Origin of the sequence: Azospirillum sp. TSO5, assembly GCF_003116065.1 — a bacterium.
Taxonomy (GTDB): domain Bacteria; phylum Pseudomonadota; class Alphaproteobacteria; order Azospirillales; family Azospirillaceae; genus Azospirillum.
In genome coordinates this window covers 1-24,201 of record NZ_LGQY01000092.1, presented here as the reverse complement: position 1 = coordinate 24,201, position 24,201 = coordinate 1, and the positions used below count along the sequence as shown (strand labels likewise).

At 68.7% G+C, this 24,201-nt stretch carries 23 protein-coding genes and 1 pseudogene; 12 read left to right on the top strand and 12 right to left on the bottom strand.

Going from position 1 to position 24,201, the window contains the following annotated elements; translation table 11 throughout:
• Positions 1-257: 257 nt before the first annotated feature.
• Entirely contained in the window at positions 258-509 is a 252-nt protein-coding gene (locus TSO5_RS22325) for a hypothetical protein (RefSeq protein WP_109076207.1), read from the top strand.
• Between the two features lie 232 nt (positions 510-741).
• Here TSO5_RS22325 and TSO5_RS22320 read toward each other — a convergent pair whose 3' ends face one another.
• From TSO5_RS22320 to TSO5_RS22310, 3 genes are all read right to left on the bottom strand, one after another.
• Positions 742-1,032, bottom strand: a complete 291-nt coding sequence (locus tag TSO5_RS22320) for a hypothetical protein (RefSeq protein WP_109076206.1) — start codon at positions 1,030-1,032, stop codon at positions 742-744.
• A gap of 92 nt (positions 1,033-1,124) precedes the next feature.
• On the bottom strand, positions 1,125-1,373 hold the full coding sequence (locus TSO5_RS22315; protein ID WP_109076205.1) for a hypothetical protein: 249 nt from the start codon (positions 1,371-1,373) through the stop codon (positions 1,125-1,127).
• Positions 1,374-1,703: 330 nt separating this feature from the next.
• Complete coding sequence (locus tag TSO5_RS22310) at positions 1,704-2,243, bottom strand: hypothetical protein (RefSeq protein ID WP_109153691.1); 540 nt, start codon at positions 2,241-2,243, stop codon at positions 1,704-1,706.
• 268 nt (positions 2,244-2,511) lie between these two features.
• Here TSO5_RS22310 and TSO5_RS22305 point away from each other — a divergent pair, with 268 nt between their 5' ends.
• The 3 genes from TSO5_RS22305 (at position 2,512) to TSO5_RS22295 (ending at position 4,648) form a co-directional block, all read left to right on the top strand.
• Positions 2,512-3,156 (top strand): DUF47 family protein, encoded by a 645-nt coding sequence (locus TSO5_RS22305; RefSeq protein ID WP_109153690.1) that lies wholly within the window; start codon positions 2,512-2,514, stop codon positions 3,154-3,156.
• A 10-nt stretch (positions 3,157-3,166) separates the two neighbouring features.
• Positions 3,167-4,180: an inorganic phosphate transporter gene (locus tag TSO5_RS22300; RefSeq protein WP_109153689.1), complete on the top strand. Its 1,014-nt coding sequence runs from the start codon at positions 3,167-3,169 to the stop codon at positions 4,178-4,180.
• Positions 4,181-4,312: 132 nt separating this feature from the next.
• On the top strand, positions 4,313-4,648 hold the full coding sequence (locus TSO5_RS22295) for a hypothetical protein (RefSeq protein ID WP_109076201.1): 336 nt from the start codon (positions 4,313-4,315) through the stop codon (positions 4,646-4,648).
• Positions 4,649-4,686: 38 nt separating this feature from the next.
• Here the strand turns inward: TSO5_RS22295 and TSO5_RS22290 are convergent, their stop codons facing one another.
• The 5 genes from TSO5_RS22290 to rimO all read right to left on the bottom strand — a co-directional run bounded on the left by TSO5_RS22290 (position 4,687) and on the right by rimO (position 9,918).
• The gene (locus TSO5_RS22290; protein WP_109153688.1) at positions 4,687-7,437 is read right to left on the bottom strand and encodes a response regulator; all 2,751 of its coding nucleotides are present in this window, start codon (positions 7,435-7,437) and stop codon (positions 4,687-4,689) included.
• A gap of 174 nt (positions 7,438-7,611) precedes the next feature.
• Complete coding sequence (locus TSO5_RS22285) at positions 7,612-7,863, bottom strand: hypothetical protein (protein ID WP_042690341.1); 252 nt, start codon at positions 7,861-7,863, stop codon at positions 7,612-7,614.
• Between the two features lie 121 nt (positions 7,864-7,984).
• Positions 7,985-8,152, bottom strand: a complete 168-nt coding sequence (locus tag TSO5_RS33005; protein ID WP_167393469.1) for a hypothetical protein — start codon at positions 8,150-8,152, stop codon at positions 7,985-7,987.
• A 79-nt stretch (positions 8,153-8,231) separates the two neighbouring features.
• Complete coding sequence (locus tag TSO5_RS22280) at positions 8,232-8,576, bottom strand: HNH endonuclease (RefSeq protein ID WP_109153687.1); 345 nt, start codon at positions 8,574-8,576, stop codon at positions 8,232-8,234.
• Between the two features lie 22 nt (positions 8,577-8,598).
• Positions 8,599-9,918, bottom strand: coding sequence for a 30S ribosomal protein S12 methylthiotransferase RimO (gene rimO / locus TSO5_RS22275; RefSeq protein ID WP_109076221.1), 1,320 nt, complete (start codon positions 9,916-9,918; stop codon positions 8,599-8,601).
• A 358-nt stretch (positions 9,919-10,276) separates the two neighbouring features.
• Here rimO and TSO5_RS22270 point away from each other — a divergent pair, with 358 nt between their 5' ends.
• Positions 10,277-10,837 (top strand): MarR family winged helix-turn-helix transcriptional regulator, encoded by a 561-nt coding sequence (locus TSO5_RS22270; protein ID WP_247870896.1) that lies wholly within the window; start codon positions 10,277-10,279, stop codon positions 10,835-10,837.
• A gap of 70 nt (positions 10,838-10,907) precedes the next feature.
• On the opposite strand, the gene TSO5_RS22265 is transcribed toward TSO5_RS22270, so the two are convergent.
• From TSO5_RS22265 to dnaE, 3 genes are read right to left on the bottom strand one after another with little or no spacing between them, the layout of a single operon-like run.
• On the bottom strand, positions 10,908-11,867 hold the full coding sequence (locus tag TSO5_RS22265) for a heparan-alpha-glucosaminide N-acetyltransferase (protein WP_247870895.1): 960 nt from the start codon (positions 11,865-11,867) through the stop codon (positions 10,908-10,910).
• Positions 11,864-12,751: a hypothetical protein gene (locus tag TSO5_RS22260; RefSeq protein WP_109153699.1), complete on the bottom strand. Its 888-nt coding sequence runs from the start codon at positions 12,749-12,751 to the stop codon at positions 11,864-11,866. The genes TSO5_RS22265 and TSO5_RS22260 overlap by 4 nt, the downstream gene beginning before the upstream one ends.
• A complete protein-coding gene (gene dnaE / locus TSO5_RS22255) occupies positions 12,748-16,239 on the bottom strand; it encodes a DNA polymerase III subunit alpha (protein ID WP_109153685.1) in 3,492 nt (1,163 codons plus the stop codon). Before dnaE ends, TSO5_RS22260 begins: the two co-directional genes overlap by 4 nt.
• Positions 16,240-16,348: 109 nt before the next feature.
• On the opposite strand from dnaE, the gene TSO5_RS22250 reads away from it, so the two are divergent.
• The 7 genes from TSO5_RS22250 to TSO5_RS22220 all read left to right on the top strand — a co-directional run bounded on the left by TSO5_RS22250 (position 16,349) and on the right by TSO5_RS22220 (position 23,959).
• The gene (locus tag TSO5_RS22250) at positions 16,349-17,017 is read left to right on the top strand and encodes a hypothetical protein (RefSeq protein ID WP_247870894.1); all 669 of its coding nucleotides are present in this window, start codon (positions 16,349-16,351) and stop codon (positions 17,015-17,017) included.
• A 96-nt stretch (positions 17,018-17,113) separates the two neighbouring features.
• Positions 17,114-17,995: an EamA family transporter gene (locus tag TSO5_RS22245; protein ID WP_109153683.1), complete on the top strand. Its 882-nt coding sequence runs from the start codon at positions 17,114-17,116 to the stop codon at positions 17,993-17,995.
• Positions 17,996-18,210: 215 nt separating this feature from the next.
• Entirely contained in the window at positions 18,211-20,394 is a 2,184-nt protein-coding gene (locus tag TSO5_RS22240; protein ID WP_158282470.1) for a hybrid sensor histidine kinase/response regulator, read from the top strand.
• Between the two features lie 91 nt (positions 20,395-20,485).
• On the top strand, positions 20,486-20,809 hold the full coding sequence (locus tag TSO5_RS22235) for a DUF2892 domain-containing protein (RefSeq protein ID WP_109153681.1): 324 nt from the start codon (positions 20,486-20,488) through the stop codon (positions 20,807-20,809).
• 195 nt (positions 20,810-21,004) lie between these two features.
• Entirely contained in the window at positions 21,005-22,774 is a 1,770-nt protein-coding gene (gene ggt, locus TSO5_RS22230) for a gamma-glutamyltransferase (protein WP_109153680.1), read from the top strand.
• Between the two features lie 234 nt (positions 22,775-23,008).
• Positions 23,009-23,404 (top strand): hypothetical protein, encoded by a 396-nt coding sequence (locus tag TSO5_RS22225; protein ID WP_109153679.1) that lies wholly within the window; start codon positions 23,009-23,011, stop codon positions 23,402-23,404.
• 129 nt (positions 23,405-23,533) lie between these two features.
• On the top strand, positions 23,534-23,959 hold the full coding sequence (locus TSO5_RS22220; RefSeq protein WP_247870893.1) for a hypothetical protein: 426 nt from the start codon (positions 23,534-23,536) through the stop codon (positions 23,957-23,959).
• Between the two features lie 30 nt (positions 23,960-23,989).
• Here the strand turns inward: TSO5_RS22220 and TSO5_RS22215 are convergent.
• Positions 23,990-24,201, bottom strand: a pseudogene (locus TSO5_RS22215) (two-component system response regulator); the annotation flags it as partial.

Sequence of the window (24,201 nt, the reverse complement as noted above, 5' to 3'; positions counted from 1 at the left end):
CATCCGCTCAGGGTCCGGGACCGCCGAAGCGGCCGTTTCCGTCTCCTCCCTCGTACGGGGACGGCCGCTTCCGCGCTTCCTGTTTTGGACCGGGAGCGTGGGGCAAACGGGGGTCCCGGTCGGTTTACTGCGTCGTCCTCGCTGGGAAAGCGCCACGAACGGTCCAATCTATGGCAAGATGGTCCATCGTGAGGGAGACCGGCCGTCGGTGCCGGACCCGGTGCGTGGCCTGAAACGGAAGACGGACGCCCAAGAGAATGCTGATCGACGCCTATTTGGGATTCCGGGTCGGGGACGTGGTCCTTGACCGTGCGGAACTGGCGGCCGGCACCGCCACCATCAAGGAAATCCACGTCGTTCCCTGTGACTGGGCGCATGGCCTGACCGGCATCGCCGTCATGGAGAATGGTGCCGAGCGTTTCATCGTCCAGCTGAAGAAGGTGCGCCCGGCCGAGGAAGAGGTCGAGACCGAAAGCAACGTCCGGCCGCTGCGGCATCGCGCACGCTGAACGGCTCCCGCAATCGCCGAAAACGAAAAGGCCCGCCGCCCCGGATCGGAGCGGCGGGCCTTCGCTTTTGCGGCGGCGGCCGGGAGACCGTCGATCTTGCACTTTTATCAGCCGTCATTCCCGCGAAGGCGGGAATCCAGCCTGTTCAGCGGCTTATCCGCGGAGTTTTCTGGATCCCCGCCTTCGCGGGGATGACAGCCGATAATCGCCCCTAAAGAGACAAGTAGCCCCGTCAGTGGCGAAGCTGGACGCGCCCGCCGTTCCTGCGCGCGTCGTCGACGCTGGCGATGACCGGAAGGCCGCGCAGGAAGGCGGCGCCGGTGTCGGTCGCCTCGAACAGGACATGGCCCTGGCGGTCCTGGCCGCGGAAGCGGGCCTCGGTCGCCATGCCGGCATTGCGGACGGCGGCCGACAGTTCGGACACGGCCCTCCAGATGCGGGCACGGTGTTCGGCGGCGCTGGCGCAACCGGTCGCATCCGCGACGGCCAGCGTTACGGTGAAGGAATGAAGCTCGATCGCCATGGTGGCACCACGGAACTTGGAGTGCGGGATTGGAAAACCCGGATCGTTCCGGCCATCGCCGGATACGGTGCCGGCCCTAGGGATCGAGAAACTCAGTCGTAACGGGGAAGCTTCGACAGGACGATGTCGCTGATGAGGCCGCGGAGCTGGCTGACCGGGAGCTGTTCGACCGGAATGCAGACGGCGCGGGCATAGGTCTCGCAAACATGCCAGGCGTGGTCGGGTTCGACCAGGATGTGCCGGGCAAGATCTTGGTCATCGGCGTTCGCCCGACCGGGGAGCGCCTTTTCACAGGCCAGGACGGTTTGAACCATGTCGCTGGCCAGACTGTGCAGATTCATGGATGGCACCTTCCCATGTTCGGGAATTTGTTGGGAACACGAACAGACTAGACCTTCGGACCAGATTCCACAACGGTGCCTATGACGTTCGGCTGTGACAATTCAACGATGGTGCCACATCGCACGTCCCGGCGCCCGTTTCGGCGAAAACGCTTTGACGATGCCGCCGCGGACCGGCCGATACCAGCATGAACATAGGTCGGGGCGAATTATTCCGCCTGTGACCGTTTCGCGGGTCTGACGCGGCAAATTCCGGGCCGGTCCTTCGGCAATCCCCTCTTGCGCCGGGCGCGGTTTTGCCCATGGGGTGGCGGCGGCTATCGCCGCCGGTCAGGTCCGGATCAGGCCGTCCTGCTTCGGCGGGGCCGGGGTTGGAACCGGAGCCGGAGCCGGGGTGGCGGGCGGCGAAAGCTGCCAATTATCCAGCGCCCGCCTCAGCGCGTCCAGCCCGGCGCCGGCGGAGGATTTCGCCTCGTCGGCGGCGCGGGTGATGGCGGCGCAGAGCGCGGCGCGGCGTTGCGGGTCGTCGCGGCTTTCCTCCAGCGCGCGGCCGACATCATCCGTCGTGTTGCCGCCCCTGGCATCGGGCTGCGCCGTCTTCGGGTCGATGCCCAGCAGCGGCAGCAGATACTCCCGCCCCTTCTCGCGCGCCACCGCCACCGCCTTGTCGCCGAACCGCTCCGCCGCCGCCAGACCAGTGTCCCAGGCGCCGAGCGCGGCCGAGACGGTGGGGCTGCAGCGGCCGGCCGGTTCCTCCGGGGGTGGCGCCGCGGGAGGTGCCGTCTGGGCGTGCAGCGGCGCGGCGCTCAGCAGCAGGGCGGCGATGGCCGGTATGCCAAGGCGGCGGAGGGGATTGGTCGGGCACGTCATGCGGGAGGACCTGCGGTCGAAGAGGGGCCTTCGGGAGATTTGGGGAGGCGGCGGGCGGCTTTCCATGGCCCCCCTTATGGGGCGCGGTCCGGCCGGTGCGGTGGCGGGAAAAGCGGCGAAATGCCGCGACCTGTGGCGATTTTGCTACCGAATGACGTTTTCATGGCGTTTACATGACATGCCGCCGCTGCACCGCACCGCGAAGCGTGGTAAGAGCAGCCCGAAATCTCACCAGTCCCCTATCCAGATACAGGCGAGTCACCGTCCCATGCTGCTGCGCGCATTCCGTTCGCTGATGCCGAAGGAGGAACGCTTCGTCGACCAGTTCGTCGAGCAGGCCCGTCACATCGTGGCCGCCGCCGCTGCCCTGGAAGCGGTGATGGACGCAGAACCGGACGACCGCACGCAGAAGATCGCGGCGCTGAAGCGGGTGGAGAAGGACGCCGACCGCGTTGCCAAGGATGCGGGGCGCGACCTGCACCGCGCCTTCATCACGCCGTTCGACCGGTCGGACATCCTGTCGCTGATCAACGCGCTGGACGACGCCATCGACCTGATGGACGAGGTGCCGCGCCATGCCGGCCTGTACGGCGTCGAGGTGTTCGACGAGCCGATGCGCCGCTTCGTCGCCCTGATCCGCCAGCAGGCCGACGTGCTGCTGGAACTGATGCCGCTCTTGGGCTCAATCGCCCGCAACGCCGAGCGGATCGACCATCTCTGCGGCCGGCTGTCCGATCTGGAGGACGAGGCCGACGATGTGCTGCGCGACGCGCTGAAGGCGCTGATCGCGGAGAAGCCGGACATGATCGCCTTCCTCGGCCGGCGCGAGCTGTACGAGATGCTGGAGGCGGTGACCGACCGCTGCGACGACGTCGGCGACCTTGTCGCGGGCATCACGCTCGATCAGGTCTGAGGCCGCGTCGATGGAGGCCCTGCAACTCGGTCTGCCGGCGATCGTCCTCATCATTCTGGTGGCGCTCGCCTTCGACTTCATCAACGGCCTGCACGACGCGGCGAACTCCATCGCCACCGTGGTGTCGACCCGCGTGCTGTCGCCCAAGCTGGCGGTCCTGTGGGCGGCCTTCTTCAACTTCATCGCCTTCCTGTTCTTCGGCCTGCATGTCGCCACCACCATCGGCACCGGGCTGGTCGATCCGCTGGTGATGGACCCGGCGGTGATCCTGGCGGCGCTGGTCGGCGCCATCGGCTGGAACCTCATCACCTGGTGGCTGGGGCTGCCGTCCTCCTCCTCGCACGCGCTGGTCGGCGGCATCGCCGGGGCCGGCATCGCCAAGGCGGGGTTCGGCGCCATCGTCGCCAGCGGCTTCACCAAGACGGCGGTCGCCATCGTGCTGTCGCCCGGCATCGGCCTGCTGCTGGCGCTGCTGCTGATGCTGGTGGCGTCCTGGGCGCTGCGCCGCGCCGCCCCCTTCACGGTCGACCGGCAGTTCCGCCATCTCCAGCTGGTTTCGGCGGCGCTCTACAGCCTGGGCCATGGCGGCAACGACGCGCAGAAGACGATGGGCATCATCGCCGTGCTGCTGTTCAGCCAGGGCATGCTGGGCGATACCTTCCACGTCCCCTTCTGGGTCATCATCGCCTGTCAGGTGGCGATGGGGATGGGCACGATGATGGGCGGCTGGCGCATCGTCCGCACCATGGGCTCGCGCATCACCGACCTGAAGCCCTATCAGGGCTTCTGCGCCGAGACGGCGGGCGCCATCACCCTGTTCGGCGCGACGTGGCTGGGCATTCCGGTGTCGACCACCCACACCATCACCGGCGCCATCGTCGGCGTCGGCTCCGCCCGCCGCACCTCGGCGGTGCGCTGGGGGCTGGCCGGCCGAATCGTTTGGGCCTGGGTGCTGACGATTCCCGCCTCCGGCATCGTCGCCTGGCTGTCCTACCTGCTGGTCGCCGCCCTGCTGCGCCCGTAAGGGCGCCTTTCCGGGGGGGAGAACGCCCGCAGAACGATGGGGCGAACGGATAAGCCCTTCGTGATGCAGCGCGGCCTTGACCCGCAAGGACGGTAACGGCAGGATCGGTGCGGTGGAGACAGGATACCGGTCATGCCGCATATCGAACGCACCGATCAAGGTGAGCAGTATGTGTTTCCCGGCACCGAACGCCGGACGGTCCCCGGCTTGCCCTATGCGGCGGAAGCCGACGGCCAGCTGACCCTGCATTTCTACGCCCCGCCCGAGAAGTCCGAACGCCGCCCGCGCCCGACCTCGGCGCGCGCGCTGTCGTCCACCCCCCTGCCGGTGACGGCGCTGCCGGCCAACGCGGCGATGCCCCCCGCGATGGCGCAGGCGCAGACGGCGCCGGCGGCGACCGACTCCGCGCCGCAGAGCCTGTTCGGCCGCCGGCTCGCCCATTTCCCGCGGGTGTTCGACCAGCCCTGAGCGGCGTTGGTCTGAGCGGCGTCAGGCTGCGCCGACCTTCAGGCGGTGCCGGTGCGGCTCCGCGTGGCGTCGAGCATGCGGGCGACCTGACGCAGCAGAATTTCGCGGTCATAGGGCTTGCCGACATGGCCGTTCATCCCGGCCTCGCGGCATTCGCGCCGTTCCTCCTGGGACGAACCGGCGGTCAGCGCCAGGATCGGCAGGTCGCCGCGCGGCGGCGGCATCGCGCGGATGGCGCGGCTCGCCTCCAGCCCATCCATGCCCGGCATCTGCACGTCCATCAGCACGAGGTCGTAGTCGCCGGCCTCCACCGCCTCCACCGCCGCGGTACCGTCGGCCACCAGATCGATGGCGTAACCGCTGTCGCGGAACAGGGCTGCCAGCAGTTCTCGGTTGATCGCCAGATCCTCGGCGATCAGCAGGCGCGGCGGTCCGGGGGAGCGGTTGGCGGGACGGTCGGTCGGGGGTGGGGAAGGCGAACCGGCGGCCGTCGCCGGACGTGCGGAGCCGCCTTGCCGGGCGGCGATGCGGGCGAGCTGCCGGCGCAGGTCGTCGATGGCGAAGGGCTTGGCGATCATCGCGACGTCGGGACCGAAGGCGGACGGGGTGCCGGCGGCATGGGCGGCGAAGCCGGAGGCCAGCAGCACCGGCAGGCCGGGGCGCATGCGGGCGGCGTGCCGTGCCAACTCCGTCCCGTCCATGCCCGGCGGCATGACGACGTCGCTCAGCAGCAGGTCCAGCGGCTCAGGCCCGTCCAGCACCACCAGCGCCTCGTTGGCGTTGGCCGCCGCGATCACCCGATGCCCCCAGCCGCGCAGCAGCCCGGCCACCATGTCGCGCACCGTCGGGTCGTCGTCCACCAGCAGGACCGACAGCGGCCCGGAGGACGGCGCCCAGGACGGAACGGCGGCCGGAGCGGGAGGCGGCGCGGCAGAATCCGGGGCGGTATCCGGTGCTTTATCCGGCGCGGCGGCGGGCTCGACCGGCGGCGCGCACGTCTCCCCGGAGGGCAAGGCCGCCGGCAGCAGGCGGCTCGCCGGCAGGCGCACCGTCACCGTGGTGCCGACGCCCAGCGTGCTGCGCAGAGAAAGGGTACCGCCATGCAGTTCGACCAGCCGCTTGGTCAGCGGCAGGCCCAGCCCGGTGCCCTCCGCCTCGCGACTGGCGGCGTTCCCGGCACGGGCGAAGGGCTCCAGCACGCGGTCGAGATCCTCGGCCGGGATGCCAAGTCCGGTGTCGATGACGCGGATCACCGGCATGCCGTCGTCCAGGGCGGCGGACAGGGTCACCGACCCGCCCGACGGCGTGTATTTCACCGCGTTGGCGATCAGGTTCAGCAGGATCTGGCGGATGCGGCGGTCGTCGCCGTGCAGGTTGCGCACCGCCGGTTCCACCACCGCCGATAGAAGCACGCCGGCATGCTCGGCCCGCGGGGTCAGCATGCGCACGGCGAAATCGGCGGCATCCTCCAGGTCGCAAGGTCCTTCCTCGAGCGCCAGCGCCCCGGCTTCCGCCCGCGCATGGTCGAGGATCTCGTTGATCAGTTCCAGCACATGCTGGCCGGAATCGCGGACATTGGCGGCATATTGCCGATAGGAGGGCGTGCCGACCGGGCCTTCCGCCTCGCGGGCGATCAGGTCGGAGAAGCCGATCACCGCGTTCAGCGGCGTGCGCAACTCGTGGCTCAGGCCGGCCAGGAACTCGCTCTTGTCATGGTTGGCGGCCTCGGCGGCCCGGCGCGCGGTCTCCGCCATGTCGCGGGCCTTGTCCAGTTCGGCGGCGAGTCGCGCGGTCTCGTCGCGCTCGGCGCTGGTCCGCTCCACGGCGCTGCGCGCCTCGGCCAGCGCCACCTGCGCCTTGCGCTCGCGGTCGAGATAGCGCAGGCCCCAACCCAGCATCGCCAGGATCGCCAGCAGCCCGACGATCGTCTCCAGCACGGTGTGCAGGGTGCGGGTGCGCCAGTCGGCCATTGCCTCGTCCCGACCGATACCGGTCAGCACCACCAGACCATAATCGCGCACCGTCCGGTAGGCGGCGATGCGCGACACCCCGTCCAGCACCGACTGCAGCAGCAATTGGCCTTCCGGCGCCTCGCGCAGCTTGGATTGGAACACCAGCCCGCCGGCCACCGATTTGCCGGCCGACTCCAGGGGGGGCGGGCGGCGGGCGATGACCTCGCCGGCCGGACCGTAGACGCCGATCAGCGGATCGAACTCGACGCCAAGCAGGGCGTAGAAATCGGTCAGCGAGTCCACCCGGATCGTTGCCGACGCCATTCCGACGAAACGCCCTTCATCGTCGTACAGGGGACGCGAGACCGGGAAGACCGGCGGCTGGCCGCCGCTGCGGACGGTTTGCGCCGCACCGACATGCAGGCGCGCGCCGCCGCGCAGGGCCTCCAGCCCGGACGGATCGGCGAAGTCGGCGATGCGGTTGGGAAAGCTGGCCGATTCCAGAACGGTCCGGCCGTCGGCGTCATAGATCCAGATGGCGTCGGCGCCCTCGACCTGGGCGGCATATTCGCGCAGCCGGGTCCAATGCTTCAGGTCGCGGACCTTCTGCGGACCGCCGGCTTCCGCCACCATCGCCGCGGTCTGGTCGAGCGCAACGTCGGCCGTGCGCACCGTGCGGTGGACATGGTCGTCGACCAACCGGGCCATGTCCCGGACCATGGCGAAGCGGCGCTGCAGCGTGTCCTGGTAATCGTGGTAGATCCGGTGGCCCGCATTGCCCGCCAACGCGGCCAGCACCACGACCATCACCAGCGCGCCCCGTAGGAAGCGTCCCACGAATCCCCCTTCTTATGCCGCCCTCATGTGCCACCTTATGGTGACCATGCGCGGTGCGGCCCGAACAATGCTTCAGGCTCAAACTATCACGAATCCGGGCGGGTCGATGCCGGATTCGACCGGACGGCCCCTTGGGGTTTGTCCTGATGTGCCGCCGATTTTCGGAAGGATCGGTCAGGCTTCCTGAACGGTTTCGATTTCCGACAGGTCGGACAGGCGGCGGGCCAGACGTTCGGTGCAGCGGACTTCGAGGATGCCGAAGCCGGCGTTGGGGGCGATGGTGTGCAGGTCGCCGGCCATGCCGTTCTCGCTGGCCAACCGCCGCACCCGCTCCACCATGGCGTCGCGTTCCGGCCGTCCCGGACGCAAACCCGGCAGCGGGCGGGTGAAGTGGAGCTTGTAGCGCTTGAAGATCGAAGGGGCCATCAGGTCACGGGTGCGAAGTGGGGGCGGTCACTGGGGAAAATAGGGTCCCTGGATGCCGTCCCCCGGATCTCGCACAGGCCGGCGGTGCGATGCCAGCCCGAAAAGGCCCTATTCCGGCCGCTTACTTTTTGGGTTCGACGTTTTCGGCACCGGCGCGGGTGCCGCCGAAACGGTCGGCACCCTTGGCGTCGGGGGCGTCCGGCTTCTTGTGGTTGCCGGTGTTCTGCTCGCCCTCGGTGTGGCGGACGGTCTGCTCGGTGTGGGGTTGCTTGTTCTGCTGGCCGGTCATCCGGGAATCTCCCTTATATAAGGTGTCCCCCCTTAACCGGATCGGTCGGCATTGGTTTCGGTCGTGGTTGCGGTTGACCTCAGCTTTGCCGGGCGATCGCCTGCGCCACCGCCATCCACCGCTCCTCCTCCGCCCACTCATCCGCATCGCGCAGCGCGCGCAACGGGGGCCAGACGCCGAGCCGGCTGGAGCGGCGCAGCGCGAAGAAGCGGTCGAGTTCCTCTCCGGTCGGCAGCCGGTCTTCCTTGCGCTGGTTGCAGCGGCGGTGCGCCAGCACGACGTTGGCCGGATCGTCGATCCCGCCGTATGCCTGGGGGATCAGGTGGTCGAAGGTGGCCTTCGCCCCCACCGGCCCGTCGCAGAAGAAGCAGCGCCCGCCCTGCTGGACGTCCATCAGTCTGGTATCGTCCGGCGTGACGGGCATGGCGCTCTCCAGTCCGGTTGGATTACAGGTCGCGTTCGACGCTGCCCCACAGGTCGTATTCGTCGGCATGCTCGATGGTGACGTCGACCATGTCGCCGGGCTTCAGGCCGGTCTCGCCGTTCAGGAAGACGTTGCCGTCGATCTCCGGCGCGTCGGCGTAGGAACGGCCGATGGCGCCCTCCTCGTCGACCTCGTCGATCAGCACGCCCAGCGTATAGCCGACCTTCTGCTGGAGCCGCTCGGCGCTGATCGCCTTCTGCGTCTCCATGAAGCGTTCCCAGCGCTCCTGCTTGACCTCTTCCGGGACGGCGCCGGGCAGGTCGTTGGCGGTGGCGCCCTCCACCGGCTCGTACTTGAAGCAGCCGACGCGGTCGAGCTGGGCCTCCTTCAGCCAGTCCAGCATGAACTGGAAGTCCTCCTCCGTCTCGCCGGGGAAGCCGGTGATGAAGGTGGAGCGCAGGACCAGATGCGGGCACTCGTCACGCCATTTGCGGATGCGGTCCAGCTGCTTTTCCTGGGCGGCCGGGCGGCGCATCGCCTTCAGCACGGTGGGCGAGGCATGCTGGAACGGGATGTCGAGATAGGGGAGGATCTTGCCCTCCGCCATCAGCGGGATGACCTCGTCCACATGCGGGTAGGGGTAGACGTAATGCAGGCGGACCCACAGGTCGAAGTTCGCCAGCTCGTTGCACAGGTCGAAGAAGCGGGTGCGGACCTCGCGGTCGTACCATTTCTCCGTCTTGTACTTCACGTCGACGCCGTAGGCGCTGGTGTCCTGCGAGATGACCAGCAGTTCCTTGACGCCGGCGACCGCCAGCTTCTCCGCCTCGCGCAGGACCGAATGGATCGGCCGGCTGACCAGATCGCCGCGAAGGCTGGGGATGATGCAGAAGCTGCAGCGGTTGTTGCAGCCTTCGGAAATCTTCAGGTACGCGTAGTGGCGCGGGGTCAGCCGCAGCCCTTCCGGCGGCACCAGATCGGTGAAGGGGTTGTGCGTCGGCGGCACGGCGTCATGCACGGCGCTGACCACCTGTTCATACTGGTGCGGACCGGTGACGGCCAGCACGTCGGGGTGGATTTGCCGGATCATGTCCGATTCCACACCCATGCAGCCGGTGACGATGACCCGCCCGTTCTCCTTGATCGCCTCGCCGATGGCGTCCAGCGACTCCTTCTTGGCGCTGTCGAGGAAGCCGCAGGTGTTGACCAGAACGACGTCCGCGCCGTCGTAGCTGGGGGAGATCTCGTACCCCTCCGCGCGCAGGCGCGTGAGGATGCGCTCTGAATCGACGAGCGCCTTGGGGCAGCCGAGGCTGACGATGCCGACCTTCGGGGCGCCCATGGTCTGGGCGGCGGCCGGCGATGCGGACTTCGGAACGGGGGATGTGGTCATCGCGCGCGTATACCGCCGAATCGAAGATTACGCCAGTGAAACATGGCGACGAAGCGAGTCGGCATGGCCGATATGCCGATTCCGCCTGAGTTTGCTTGGCTTCCGGGAACTCGGTTTCTCTTGCCGGGCTCAAAGCGATGCGACAATTTGCAACAAAAAGATGAAGTGTTCGATGTTTCGTTTTTTGTTCGACCGCGCTAATATATGTGGTGGTGTCATGATCGACGTGGCTGCCGCCTTACCGCGATAGCTGCCTGCCTTTTGATACGCCCATCGTATAGCCACTAAACTTTATAGAGTGGAACAAATGGACTTTGCAAAAGTGCGCGGCGTCGCTGCGGGCCGGATGGCGATGCGGAACAACGCGGCATCCATCGGCGCCGGCGCGACGGGAGCCGGATCCATCGGAGCGGCCATGGACTTCACCGAAGCGGATCATGCCGGTGGCGCGTCGCCGCAGGCCATCGCCGACGTCATGCTTCAGATCGCCCACATCGCCGACAGCCTGGGCTATACCCACGGATTGAAGCCGTCGCAGTGGACGGCGCTGCGCTACTTCGCCGGCGCCAACAACAGCCAGCGCACGGTGTCGGCCTTCGCCGACTTCCACGCCACCACCCGCGGGGCCGCCTCGCAGATGGTGGAGGTGCTGGTGGGCAAGGAGCTGCTGGTCCGCGTGCCGGTTCCGGAGGACCGCCGCGTCACCCAACTGCACCCAACGCCGAAGGCGCTGGAACTGCTGCGCCACGACCCGCTGAACGACTTCGCCGGCGTCATCGCCGGTCTGCCGGGCGACGACCAGTACAAGCTGGCCGAGACGCTGACCAGCCTGCTGCGCGGCCTGCTGGAAAAGCGGCAGTCGGTCTGATTTAGGGCCGGCTGATTCTGGACAGTCTGATTCTGGGCCGTCTTAACCGGGGCCGCTCCGACCGCAGCCGTCAGGGCTTGCGACAGGCGGCGACCGCGGCCTCCAGCCCGCGCTGATCGCGCTCGCTGAGGCGGTTGGCGACGAACCCCTCCCACACCCCGATCCGCGCCAGTTCCGACTGCACGCAGCGGCAATTGGCGGTGCAGGTCGCCGACGCCACCCCGGCGCGCTCGCAACTCGACACGCAGGCCGCCTGGAAATCGCGTGCGGCAGGTGTCTCCACCGGCGACAACTGCGCCGCGGCCCAGGCGATGCCGAACAGCAGCGGCTGGTGCAGCAGATAGACCGCAAGGCTGTGCCGCCCGGCCAAGGCCAGCAGCCGCCCGGCGCCGCTGGTCACCGCCACGCCCTCGCCCATCGCCGGCCACAGCCGCGCCAGCCCGATCCCGGCCAGAACGCCGCCGATCCAGGGCAGCAGCGGCACGAAATCGTTGGAATCCGGCGCCACCGTGGTCAGCCCGATCCAGCGCAGCCAGGGGCTGTCGAACAGCGGGAGGCCTTGCGTCGTCCCGATCAGCACCGCGGCAGCCGCCGTCGCCAGGGTCAGGGCGCCCGGCAGGCGGACGAAGGCGAGGCCGATGACGCTCGCCACCGCGATGTGGTGCAGCACGCCGAAGAAGATCGGGCTGTCGGGGAACAGGGCGTAGGACGCCGCCGACACCGCCGCGGCCCCCGCCGCCACCCGTCCCAGCCGGCGCAGGAAGCGCCCCGGATCGAGCCCGTCGCGGGTCGCCAGCACCAGCCCGATGCCGGCCAGCAGCAGGAAGCTCGACAGGATCACGGTGCGCGCCGCCAGCCACAGCGGATCGCCCAGCAGGTCGAAGCGGGCGAGCCCGAAATAGGTGGCGTCCCAACTGCCGTGATAGGCCGCCATCGCAACCAGCGCCAGCCCGCGCGCCACGTCGATGGCCGGACGGCGGGAGCCGCGCGCGAGGTCCTGTTGTGCCGGCGCGATGCCGATTGCCGTCATGATCCGGTCATCCCCACGCCGAAAATCCATCCCTCTTGCCGCCTTGCGGTGTCATCCAGTCCCGGCGGCGTCCAGGCTGCCGCCTTTGCCGCGAGCCAGCGCAGGCCGGCGGCCGACACCAGCGCGTCGCTGTCATGGTCGCTGACCATACCGGACCGCTGCAAAGGGTGCGAGCCCAGCCGGCGCAGCGCCTCGTCCATTTCGCCGCCGTCGCGGATCTTGCGCTGGCCGAAGCCGGTGTGTTTCAGGAACAGGCGCGGGTAGATCTCCACCATCACGCTTTGCCCCGGCACCGGATCCTCGAAGGGCCAGACCGCCAGCCGGCCAGGCAGGGCGGCGCGCAGGGCGCGCAGCACCCGCATGCCGGCCAGGGCGCCCTTGCCGACCTGCTTTGACCCGATCAGCTTGTAGGGGCTCTGCGGGTGGCCCAGACCGTCGGCGCGGCAGGCCCATTCGGTGGCGCGGTGCGGGTCCTCGTACCAGTCCGGCTGCGGCCCGACATGCCAGAAACCGGCGCCGTGCACCGGGTGGCTGGCGAAGGGGCCGCCGCCGAAATCGGGCTCCGCCGCGCAGACCTCCTCCACCGCGTCCCACAGGTCGAAGGCCGTCGCTTCCCGGCCGGGGAAGCCGCGCGCCGCCACCGCGAAGGGCAGGGAGAAGGCGCAGTCGATGCCGACCACGGCCGGTTCCTTCGGCAGCTCCGCGCGCAGCCAGTCGAACACCGCCGTCCGCGACCACCAGCCGCCCGGTCCCTCGACCAGCCGGGGGGCGTCGTCGCCGGCCACGCATTCCGCCACCGCGATGCCGGCATAGCGCTTGGCCAGCGCACCGGACCAGTCGATGGCGATGAAGCGGCCGAAGGCTGGCGCCGCCGGTAAGGTCACAACTCCGCCACCTCCACCACGCCCGGCACCGCCTTCAGGGCCGAGCGGCTCTGGGCGGTGATGGTGTAGCTGCCGGGCAGCTCGATCTCGATCTCCTTCAGCGGGTCGACCTCCACCAGCACGTTGATGCGGCTCTTGCCGCGTGACAACCGGTCGAGCGTGGCGCGCAGATGCTCGATCGGGCCGGTTTCGCGCAGCACCACGCGCAGGCCGGCGCTGACCGAGGCGACGGCCTCCTCCAGCGGCTTGATCTCCTGGCAGGTCAGGCGGATCTCTTCGCCGTTCAACTGGACGTCGACGGTCAGCAGAACCGCGTTGCCCGGCTCCAGCAGGGCGCGGTTGGCCGCCAGAATTTCCGAGAACAGTGTGACTTCGTAGCCGCCGGCGGCGTCCGACAGCTCGACGAAGGCGAAGCGGTTGCCGGACTTGGAGGTCTTCTCCTTCTTCGACACGATGATGCCGGCCATCGCGCGGCGGGTCATGCCGCCGGCCTTGGCGACGTTCGCCAGATCGGCGGAGCGCACCACCTTCATCCGGCCGAGCGGGCCGGAATAGGCGTCCAGCGGGTGGGCCGACAGGTAGAAGCCGATGGCGCCGAACTCGTGCTTCAGCTTCTCCAGCGGTTCCCAGTCCTTGACCTTGGGCATTTCGGGTTCGGGCAAGCCGCCGCCACCGCCGCCGAAGAGGTTGCCGATGCCGCTGTCGCGCTCCGCCGCCTCCGCCTGGGCATAGCGGATGATGGTCTCCAGCGCGGCATGGACCTGGGCGCGGTTGGGGTTCAGCCCGTCGAAGGCGCCGGCGCAGGCGAGATTCTCAAGCTGGCGCTTGTTGATGGTCTTCAAATCCAGCCGGCGGGCGAAGTCGAACAGGCTCTTGAACGGGCCGTTCTTCCGCCGCTCCTCCACCACCGCCCGCATGGCGGGCTGGCCGACTCCCTTGACGGCGGCCAGCGCGTAGCGCACCGCCTTGGTGCCGTCGGGCAGCTGCTCCACCCCGAAGATGGAGTCGGACCTGTTGATGTCCGGCGTCAGCAGCTTGATGCGCAGCCGGGCGAGTTCCTGGCGGAAGACGTTCAGCTTGTCGGTGTTGCCGAGGTCGAGCGTCATCGACGCCGCCATGAACTCCACCGGGTGGTTCGCCTTGAGATAGGCGGTGTGGTAGGCGACCAGGGCATAGGCGGCGGCGTGGGACTTGTTGAAGCCGTAGCCGGCGAACTTCATGACCTGATCGAAGATCATGCTGGCCAGATCGGCCTTCACGCCGCGCGCCTCCGCGCCGTCGCAGAAGATCTTGCGCTGGTTGTCCATCTCCTCCTTGATCTTCTTGCCCATGGCGCGGCGCAGAAGATCGGCGCCGCCCAGCGAATAGCCGGACAGCACCTGGGCGATCTGCATGACCTGTTCCTGGTAGATCATGATCCCGAAGGTCTCCTTCAGGATGCCTTCCAGGCTGTCATGCATGTAGTCGGCTTTTTCCTCGCCGTTCTTAACCCGGATGTATTTCGGGATGTTGTCCATCGGGCCGGGACGATAGAGCGACACCAGCGCGATGATGTCTTCCAGCCGGTTCGGCTTCAGCCGGCGCAGAACGTCGCGCATGCCCGAGCTTTCCAGCTGGAACACGCCCGTCGCCTCGGCGCGGCTGAGCAGCTGGTAGCTCTTCTCGTCGTCCAGCGGGACGGTGGTCAGGTCCGGCTTCTCGGGGATCAAATCGACCGCCGTCTTCAGCACGGTCAGCGTCTTCAGGCCGAGGAAGTCGAACTTCACCAGACCGGCCTGTTCGACATACTTCATGTTGAACTGGGTGACCGGCATGTCGGAGCGCGGGTCGCGGTAGAGCGGCACCAGCTCCTGCAACGGCCGGTCGCCGATCACCACGCCGGCGGCGTGGGTCGAGGCGTGGCGGTACAGACCTTCCAGCTTCAGCGCGATGTCGATCAGGTGGCGCACGGTGTCGTCGCTGTCGCGCGCCTGCCGCAGCATCTCCTCGCTGTCCAGCGCCTGCTGCAGCGTCACCGGGTTGGCCGGGTTGTTCGGCACCATCTTGCAGATCTTGTCGACCTGCCCGTAGGGCATCTGCAGCACGCGGCCGACGTCGCGCAGCACGGCTCTCGCCTGCAGCTTACCGAAGGTGATGATCTGGGCGACGCGGTCGTAGCCGTACTTGTTCTGGACGTAGCGGATGACCTCTTCGCGGCGGTCCTGGCAGAAGTCGATGTCGAAGTCGGGCATCGACACGCGTTCGGGGTTCAGGAAGCGCTCGAACAGCAGGCCGAAGCGCAGCGGGTCGAGGTCGGTGATGGTCAGCGCCCAGGCGACGACGGAGCCGGCGCCCGACCCGCGGCCCGGACCGACGGGAATGTCCTGGTTCTTCGCCCATTTGATGAAGTCCGACACGATCAGGAAGTAGCCGGGGAACTTCATCTTGACGATGACGTCCAGCTCGAACTCCAGCCGCTCGAAATAGGTCTTGCGGGTCTCCTCGCGCTGTTCCGGCGTCATGTCGGGCGTGAAGACGACCTTCTCCAGCCGCATCTCCAGGCCGGCGCGCGACTGGGCCCGCAGCTCGTCATCCTCGGTGCGACCGCCTTCGCAGGCGAACGGCGGCAGGATCGGCTTGATCGGCTTCAGCAGGAAGGAGCAGCGCCGGGCGATGGCGACCGTGTTGTCCACCGCCTCCGGCAGATCGGCGAACAGCAGCCGCATCTCCTCCGCCGACTTGAAGCGGTGGTCGGGGGTCAGGCGGCGGCGGTCCTCCTGGCTGAGATAGGCGCCCTCGGCGATGCAGAGCAGCGCGTCGTGCGCCTCGTACATGTCGGCGGTGGCGAAATAGCAGTCGTTGGTGGCGACCAGCGGCAGGTCATGGGCATAGGCGAGGTCGATCAGCGCCGGCTCGACGGCGTTCTCCACCGTGGCGAAATGGCCGCGCCCGCCCTCGTGCCGCTGCAGCTCGACATAGAGGCGGCCGGGGAAGAGGCGCTTCAGCTTCTCCAGAACCTCCAGCGCCAGATCCTTCTGCCCCTCGTGCAGCAGCCGGCCGACGGAGCCGCCGGGGCCGCCGGTCAGCGCGATCAGCCCGGCGGACCGCCCCTCCAGCGCGTCGAGCGTCACCTGCGGGCCGGCCAGCGGGTCCGACTCCAGGAAGGCCTTGGACACCAGCGCCGTCAGGTTGCGGTAGCCCTCCTCGTTCTGGCAGAGCAGGACGATCTGGTCGGGGGTGGACGCCGCCTTGCCGGGCAGGCCGGGCTTGGTCTGGGCGGGACCGACGCGGGTGATGCCCAGGACGGTGCCGATGATCGGCTGCACGCCGGCATCGGATGCCGCAAGCGCGAACTCCAGCGCGCCGAACAGGTTGCCGGTGTCGGTGACCGCGACGGCCGGCATCTGCTGTTTCAGGCAGAGCTTGACCAGCTCCTTCACCTTGATCGCACCTTCCGACAGCGAATAGGCGGAATGGACGCGCAGGTGGATGAAGTCGGCGTGGGGCATGGCAACCGGAGATTTGCTGCGAGAGAGGCCCCTGGTTCTAGCACAGGCCGGAGGCTTCCCGCGACCGTCGCGCTGGCGCATGCGAACGTGGTATGGAAGTCGCCGCATCATGACCAGGGATGGGGAGGACGCCGCGATGGATCGGCCGCACCTTGCACCCGTCGCCCGACTGCGGCCGGCCTTCATGGACCGCCGTGCCGTCCGGGTGGCGACGCCTTTTGCCCTGCTGGCCGGCTTGACGCTGGCGCTCGCCGCCTGCGAGACCGTGCCGCCGCAGCCGGCCTCGCCGCCGCCCGCCGCCGGGCTGGAGGATGGGCCGGCCAAGCCCTTCGGTTCCGGCAAGGGCTGGACAGTCACCGTCCACTCGCCGCCGAGCGGCAAGCGCTTCTGCGTCGCCGAGCGCGGGATCCCGGTCGGGCAGAACGCCGCGCCGCGCCTGAGCTTCCGCACCGCCTCCGTCGAATCGGGATTCATCCTGTCGGGCTTCACCCCGTCGGACAGCGGGGCCGTGGTGAAGCCCGGCGAACGCTATGACCTGACCGTCAGCGCCGACATGGGACCGCGCCTGTCGCTGAGCGCCCGCGGCCTGCCCAACGGCAGCCTCTATGTCGCCGTGCCGACCAAGGGCTTTCTGGAGGAGATGGAGCCGCTGGCCCGCGCCCACCGCGTCAGCTTCCGCAGCAGCGGGCTGGGGGAGCTCGGCACGATGCTGCTGGGGGGATCGTCCTGGGCGATCAACGCGTCGGACGAATGCCGGATCCTGCACGCGGATTCGTGATGCCTGCCCTTGGTTGCGGGGCGCAGGTCAGCCACGCGGCAAGCGCGCCTTGCCGCCGATTGACCGCCCCCGCAGTGCCCGTTTAGCCTCCCGATCATGCGTGCTTCCCACATCCTGCTCGCCGTGGCGGTCGCCGCCGTCTGGGGCTTCAACTTCGTCGCGATCAAGGTCGGATTGCGCGATTTCCCGCCGCTGCTCTTCTCCTGCCTGCGCTTCGCGCTGGCGGCGCTGCCGGTGGTGGTGCTGGGCTGGGGCAAGGGGCCGCCGGTGGCGTGGCGCTATGTGATCGGCATCGGCGTGATGCTGGGGGTGGTGAAGTTCCCGCTGCTGTTCCTCGGCATCGACGTCGGCATGCCGGCGGGGCTCGCCTCGCTGGTGCTGCAGGCGCAGGCCTTCTTCACCGCCATCTTCGCCGCCTTCGCACTGGGCGACCGGCCGGGGCCGCGGCAGATCGGCGGCATGGTGGTCGCCTTCGCCGGCGTCGGGCTGATCGCGCTGGAGATGCCGGCGGGCGACTCGCTGCTCGGCCTTGGGCTGACGCTGGCGGCGGCGGCGGCCTGGGGCGTGTCGAACATCGTGATGAAGCAGGCCAAGGCGCCCGACCTGTTCAGCCTGATGGTCTGGGTCAGCCTGATCCCGCCCTTGCCGCTGCTGGCGATGTCGCTGGCGCTGGAAGGGCCGGACCGCATCGCCCATGCCTTCACCACCCTGACGCTGGTCGGGGTCGGCTCGCTGGTCTACATCGCGGCGGCGGCGACGCTGTTCGGCTTCGCGGCCTGGGGCTTCCTGATGCGGCATTACCCGGCCAGCCTGGTCGCCCCCTTCTCGCTGCTGGTGCCGATCTTCGGCATGAGTTCCAGCGCGCTTCTGCTGGGCGAGACCTTCACCACAGCGAAGCTGGCCGGCGGGCTGCTGGTCTTCGCCGGGCTGGCGCTGTCGGTTCTGAAGCTGCCGTCCCCGGTGCGGGCGCGGGCCTGACCGCGCGTACCCGCCGCGGGGCAGCGGTCTGGAGTCTGAAATCGTCAAGGTCCTATTAACCTTGACAAGCTTGACGCGGCGTTATGGCCTTTGGATCATTCCGGTCGATCGGTGCGTCACTAAACCATAGGCAAGCTTTGATCTCTCCCGAAAGGACCGCGCAGCCGGCCAGTGGCACACCGGGTGGCACGCCGGTTCCGCCGGCCTATCATTGGTTGGCCCATCTGCGCGCCAGCCGGCCGCTGCGCATCCTGCTGCTGATCGGCGGGCTGTCGGTTGCCGTGCTGCTGACGGCGACGATCCACTACATCGTCAGCATGCACGAGCGCGAACTGGCGGGGGCGGAGCGCGAGCTGACCACCCTGAACCTGTCGCTGGCGGAACAGACGGCCAGCGCGACGCAGAGCGTCGATCTGGTCCTGACCACGATCATCGACCAGATGAAGGCGGACGGCATCGCCACGCCCGCAGACTATGTCCGCCGGATGGGCGGGCGCGACACCTACCAGATGCTGCGGGCGCGGATCTCCGGACTTCCGCAGCTGGACGCGGTGACGATGATCGCCGCCGACGGCCACCTGATCAACTTCTCGCGCTATTACCCGATTCCGCCGGTCAACGTGTCCGACCGGGATTATTTCGCCTATCTGCGCGACCACGATACCGACGAGCCCTTCATCAGCGAACCGGTGCGCAACCGCGGCAACGGCAGCTGGACCATCTATCTGGCCCGCCGGATCAGCGGCCCGGACGGCAGTTTCGTCGGGCTGGTGCTGGGCGCCATCGAGCTGAGCTATTTCGAGCGGATCTACAAGGCGCTGCAGCCGGACAGCGACGGCAGCATCAGCCTTTGGCGGCGCGACGGCATCCTGCTGGCGCGCCATCCGGTGCTGCCGGATGTCGGCCGGGCGGTGGGGCCGCGCCGTTTCCTGCAGGTGCTGGAGCGTGCGAGGTCCGGCGTCTATCTCTCTCCCGGGCTGGATGACGGCGCCCGTCTGGTGGCGACGCGGGCGCTGGCCGACTACCCGCTGGTCGTCAACGTCACCCGCAAGCTGGACGCCGTGCTGAGCGAGTGGCGCATCCAGGCCTGGACCATCGGCGCCGCCGGCGCCGCCGGCATCGCCGCGCTGCTGCTGTCGCTGTGGGCGCTGGCCCGCCAGTTCAGCGCGTACGAGGCGGCGACCTGGGCGATGGACGCCGCCCGCCGCGCGGTGGAGGGGCGGGAGCAGGCCGAACACGCCCTGCGCCAGAGCCAGAAGATGGAGGCGATCGGCCAGCTGACCGGCGGCGTCGCCCATGATTTCAACAATCTGCTGCAGGCCATCGGCATCAACCTGCATGTCATCGACAGCCGCACCGAAGACGAGCGCATCGCCGGACCGGCGCGGCTGGCCCTGCAGGCGGTGGAGCGCGGGGCGACCCTGACCCAGCATCTGCTGGCCTTCTCGCGCCGGCAGCAGCTTCGTCCGGTCCCGGTCGACGTCGCGGCGCTGGTGGAGCGGGTCAGCCGCCTGCTCGCCCGCACGCTGGGCCAATCGGTGCGGATCGAGACGGAGCTCGCCCCCGACCTGTGGCCGGCGATGATCGACCCGACCCAGCTGGAAATGGCGGTGCTGAACCTGGCGCTGAACGCCCGCGACGCGATGCCCGGCGGCGGCACGCTGTGGATCCTGGCCGGCAACCGGTCCGTCGGCGCCGGACCCGTGCTCGGGATGGCGGCCGGCGACTATGTCGTGCTGCGGGTGCGCGACACCGGCACCGGCATGCCGGCCGAGGTGCAGGCACGCGCCTTCGAACCCTTCTTCACCACCAAGGAGGTCGGTCGCGGCACCGGGCTGGGCCTCAGCATGGTGCATGGGCTGGCGACCCAGTCCGGCGGCGGGGTGGAGCTGGACAGCCGGCAGGGGCTGGGCACCACGGTGACGCTCTATCTGCCGCGCGCGCGTCAGGAGGCGGATGCTCCTTCCGCCGGAGTCGCCGCGTCCCCGGCGCCGGAGGCGGAGAAGGCGGACGCGGCCGGTGTCGGCGAGGGCTGCGCCGTCCTGCTGGTGGATGACGAGGAACTGGTGCGCAGCGCCACCGCCGGTTATCTGGAACAGGCGGGCTTCGCGGTGCGCGAGGCGGCCGACGCGGCGGCGGCCCTCTCGCTGCTCGACCACGGCTTCCGGCCGGACGTGATCGTCACCGACCACATGATGCCGGGAATGACCGGGCTGGAGATGGCCCGCACCCTGCGCGCCCGTCACGATGCGACGCCGATCCTGATGGTCACCGGCTATGCCGAGGATCTGACCTCCACCGCGGCGGCGCAGGAGGTGGAGCTGACCGTACTGTCCAAGCCGATCGAGCCGTCCCGGCTGGTCCGCTCCATCCGCGACATGGCGGTGGTGGAGGGCTGAGCGCGGCCCCGTGAGGTCTCCGGAGGGAACAGGAAGGGGCGTCGCGGCGTTGGAAGGGGCGGTTCCAGTCCATTCCAGCCCCGGAGCAGCCATGAACGCCCAATCCACGATCCGCGACGCCTACGACAGCGTGTTCGAAGGCCACACCAACATGGGCATGGGCGAGCGCATCGTCTCGACCGGTCTCGGCCTCGCCGTCGCGGCGGGCGGCCTGCGCAAGGGCGCCAGCATCCCCGGCGCCATCATGGGGCTGGTCGGCGCCGCCCTGGTCGCCCGCGGCATGAGCGGCCATTGCCCGGTCAAGGAACGCCTGTCCGGCCACCAGCATGACCGGGTGGGCCATAGCGGCTCCCAGGGGGGCTCCTATGGCGAGTCGCGCGGCGTCAATCATTCGCGCATGGCGGAGACCTACTGACCGGCCGCACACCGGATCGGATCCGTTCACCGTCTGTCGCATTCCATTCACGGGAATGCGTGACGCCATTAACCCTGATGGTGAATTGTTGGGCAGACCAGCGACGGGGTGAAGACCGGGGAAGGCGGGTGTGACATCCTGCCTTCACCCGGGCTGCGGCCCCCGACCTGACGTCCCGCTCAGGAGATTCACCGCATGTGGTTCCCCGCTATTCGATCCCGTTCCGCCGTTGCGGCGTTGGCGGCGCTCTGCGTCGGTTCGGCACTCGTGCTGCCGGTGCCGGCGCTCGCCCAGAAGGCCACCTCCGCACCGGCCTCGGTCCGCTACGACATCGGCTACGACATCTTCTATCCCGTCCGCGGCCAGAACGGGATGGTCGCCTCCGAACACCGGCTGGCGACCGAGATCGGCGTCGACATCCTGAAGCGCGGCGGCAACGCGGTCGATGCGGCGGTGGCCGTCGGCTTCGCCCTGGCGGTGGTGCTGCCGAACGCCGGCAATGTCGGCGGCGGCGGCTTCATGGTCGTCCATGACGCCAAGAGCGGCAAGGACGTCGCCATCGACTTCCGCGAGATGGCCCCGGCCAAGGCCTTCCGCGACATGTATCTCGACCAGCAGGGCAAGGTGGTCCCCGACCGCTCGCTCTACACCCATCTGGCGGTCGGCATCCCCGGCACCGTCGCCGGGCTGGCCCATGCGCTGGAAAAATACGGCACGATGAAGCTGGCCGACGTGATGGCCCCGGCGATCAAGCTGGCGCGCGAGGGCTACACCGTCACCCCGCAGCTGGCCGGCCTGCTGGAGGTCGAGCGCGACCATCTGGCGGCGTGGGATGCCACCAAATCCATCTTCTTCAAGGACGGCCGCCCGCTGACCGCCGGCGAGACGCTGGCCAACCCCGACCTCGCCAACTCGCTGGAGATGATCGCCCAGCAGGGGGCGAAGGCCTTCTATGAAGGCGCCATCGCCGAGAAGATCGCGGCGGAAATGGCCAAGCATGGCGGGTACATCACCAAGGAGGACCTGAAGGCCTACAAGGTGGTGGAGCGCGAGCCGGTCAGCGGCACCTACCGCGGCTATACGGTCAAGTCGATGCCGCCGCCCAGCTCCGGCGGGACGCACATCATCCAGATGCTGAATATCCTGGAGCGCTGGCCGCTGAAGGACTACGGCCCCGACAGCGCCAAGGCGATCCACCTGATGGCGGAGGCGATGAAGCTCGCCTATGCCGACCGCTCCGAATATCTGGGCGATCCCGACTTCACCAAGGTGCCGGTGAAGGGCCTGACCTCGCGCAAATACGCCGACGAGCTGGCGGCGAAGATCGATCCGGAGAAGGCGACCCCGGCCAGCAGCATCAAGCCCGGCAAGCCGGCGCCCTACGAGAGCGACCAGACCACTCATTTCTCGGTGGCGGACAGCCAGGGCAACGTGGTCAGCACCACCTACACGCTGAACCTCAACTTCGGCAGCGGCATCGTCGCCGAGGGCACCGGCATCCTGCTGAACAACGAGATGGACGATTTCTCGGCCAAGCCGGGCGTGCCCAACGCCTTCGGTCTGGTCGGCGGCGACGCCAACGCCGTCCAGCCCTACAAGCGGCCGCTCAGCTCGATGTCGCCGACCATCGTGCTGAAGGACGGTAAGCCCTGGCTGGTCACCGGCAGCCCCGGTGGCAGCCGCATCATCACCACCACGATGGAGACGGTGATCGACCACATCGACTTCAACATGAACCCGGCCGAGGCCGCCGCCCTGCCGCGCGTCCATCACCAGTGGACCCCCGACGAGCTGCGGGTGGAGAAGGGGCTCAGCCCCGACACCGTGCGTCTGCTGGAAGGGATGGGCCACAAGGTGGCGGTGAAGCCGACGATGGGCCGCACCCAGACCATCCAGCTGCGCGACGACGGGCTGTACGGCTATTCCGACCCGCGCAACCCCGACGGCATGACTCTCGGATATTGATGGCGGATACTAACGGCGGATACTGAGGGAGAGGAGCGACGAGGCGCCCGGCGCAGGCCGGGCGTCACATTCCCGTGTACAAAGAAAAAGCGGCGTGCTTTGGTAACCTTTGATCCGCCGTGCCGGGCGGCGCGGGGCCCGAGGGCTCGTGCCCGTTTGGGAAAGGCAACGGAACAGTTGGATTAAGGCGGGCCTGTCGGTTAGCCTTTGCAGGAGTAAACCGGAGCATTTGCCGTGGACAAGGCCTTGGTCGAGAAGAACCGCGAGTGGACCTATCAGCGTGAAGGAAAGCAGCCCGTCACCATCCGGGTCGCCGATTTCGAGCGCGAGGGGAAGCGCATCGTCGCCTTCCTGGAACAGACCGACATCGCCAAAGCGGCCGGGTCGCCCCAGCCGGCCGTGAATGATTGGCCTCGCATCGCCGAGGTCTATGCGCAGGAACAGGGCGTGTCGCTGAGCGACATCTATTGGTACGAGCTGCACCCGCGCCGCTTCGCCAATGGCCGGCCCAATGTGTCGGAATACCGCCCCGGCATGGCCGAATGGCGGTTCGAGACCAGCATCCCGCTCGCCCGCGCCATCGTGGAGCAGCTGGGCTTCGACCCCGACAATCTGCCGCTCGACATCTGATCGTCCTGCATACCGCCCTCGACCGGGTCCCGCGCGCAGCCCCTGTGATGCGCCGCGGGACAGGTGTATGATGCCTGCCGGAGCCATGCGACTGGCGGGACCGCGGCCTCGCGTCGTGGCGGGAGACAGATGATGAAGACGGTGCGGAGGGCGGTCGCCCTGGGTGCTGTGATGCTGGCGGCCGTGGCCGCCGCCGCGGTGATGTCGGTTCCGGGAGCGGCGCAGGCGCGCACATCGGTGTCGGTCGGCATCGGCATCGGGCCGGTTTTCCCGGGCTACGGCTATTACCGCCCCTACCATTATTACGCCCCGCCCCCGCCGGTGGTGCAGTATTACGCGCCGCCGCCGGTCATCTATGCGCCTCCGCCGCCCGTCCGATACTACGAGCCGCCGCCGTCCGCGCTCGGCGTCGACCCGGCCGGTCCGGTCTATTATTCGCGCAGCGGTCAGCAATGCCGCGAATACCAGAGCCGCGCCATAGTCGGCGGCCGGTCGCAGCCGGTCTACGGCACCGCCTGTCTCCAGCCCGACGGCACCTGGCGCATCGTCAACTGAGGGCGTGCCGTCGACTGGTCCTGCCGGGGCTCACGCCTCTTCGGGGATGAGCGCCGGCAGCTCGTCGGCGTTCTCGTGGTGGATCCTGCAGACATCGTCCCAGCGCGACAGGAAGGCGTCGAGCAGGGACGGGTCGAAATGCAGGCCGCGGTTCTGGACCAGATAGGCGCGCGCCTCCTCCAGCGTCCATGACCGCTTGTAGGGGCGGGGGGGGGGCAGGGGATCGAACACGTCGGCGGTGG

Coding starts and splice junctions, on each gene's coding strand:
- rimO (WP_109076221.1), bottom strand. CDS start 9,918: ATGGGCGCCCCGAAGGTCGGCATCGTCAGCCTCGGCTGCCCCAAGGCG.
- TSO5_RS22320 (WP_109076206.1), bottom strand. CDS start 1,032: ATGGCGATCGAGCTTCATTCCTTCACCGTAACGCTGGCCGTCGCGGAT.
- TSO5_RS22310 (WP_109153691.1), bottom strand. CDS start 2,243: ATGACGTGCCCGACCAATCCCCTCCGCCGCCTTGGCATACCGGCCATC.
- TSO5_RS22315 (WP_109076205.1), bottom strand. CDS start 1,373: ATGAATCTGCACAGTCTGGCCAGCGACATGGTTCAAACCGTCCTGGCC.
- TSO5_RS22305 (WP_109153690.1), top strand. CDS start 2,512: ATGCTGCTGCGCGCATTCCGTTCGCTGATGCCGAAGGAGGAACGCTTC.
- TSO5_RS33005 (WP_167393469.1), bottom strand. CDS start 8,152: ATGACCGGCCAGCAGAACAAGCAACCCCACACCGAGCAGACCGTCCGC.
- TSO5_RS22235 (WP_109153681.1), top strand. CDS start 20,486: ATGAACGCCCAATCCACGATCCGCGACGCCTACGACAGCGTGTTCGAA.
- dnaE (WP_109153685.1), bottom strand. CDS start 16,239: ATGCCCCACGCCGACTTCATCCACCTGCGCGTCCATTCCGCCTATTCG.
- TSO5_RS22270 (WP_247870896.1), top strand. CDS start 10,277: ATGGACTTTGCAAAAGTGCGCGGCGTCGCTGCGGGCCGGATGGCGATG.
- TSO5_RS22250 (WP_247870894.1), top strand. CDS start 16,349: ATGACCAGGGATGGGGAGGACGCCGCGATGGATCGGCCGCACCTTGCA.
- TSO5_RS22285 (WP_042690341.1), bottom strand. CDS start 7,863: ATGGCCCCTTCGATCTTCAAGCGCTACAAGCTCCACTTCACCCGCCCG.
- TSO5_RS22300 (WP_109153689.1), top strand. CDS start 3,167: ATGGAGGCCCTGCAACTCGGTCTGCCGGCGATCGTCCTCATCATTCTG.
- TSO5_RS22220 (WP_247870893.1), top strand. CDS start 23,534: ATGATGAAGACGGTGCGGAGGGCGGTCGCCCTGGGTGCTGTGATGCTG.
- TSO5_RS22325 (WP_109076207.1), top strand. CDS start 258: ATGCTGATCGACGCCTATTTGGGATTCCGGGTCGGGGACGTGGTCCTT.
- TSO5_RS22245 (WP_109153683.1), top strand. CDS start 17,114: ATGCGTGCTTCCCACATCCTGCTCGCCGTGGCGGTCGCCGCCGTCTGG.
- TSO5_RS22265 (WP_247870895.1), bottom strand. CDS start 11,867: ATGACGGCAATCGGCATCGCGCCGGCACAACAGGACCTCGCGCGCGGC.
- TSO5_RS22295 (WP_109076201.1), top strand. CDS start 4,313: ATGCCGCATATCGAACGCACCGATCAAGGTGAGCAGTATGTGTTTCCC.
- ggt (WP_109153680.1), top strand. CDS start 21,005: ATGTGGTTCCCCGCTATTCGATCCCGTTCCGCCGTTGCGGCGTTGGCG.
- TSO5_RS22280 (WP_109153687.1), bottom strand. CDS start 8,576: ATGCCCGTCACGCCGGACGATACCAGACTGATGGACGTCCAGCAGGGC.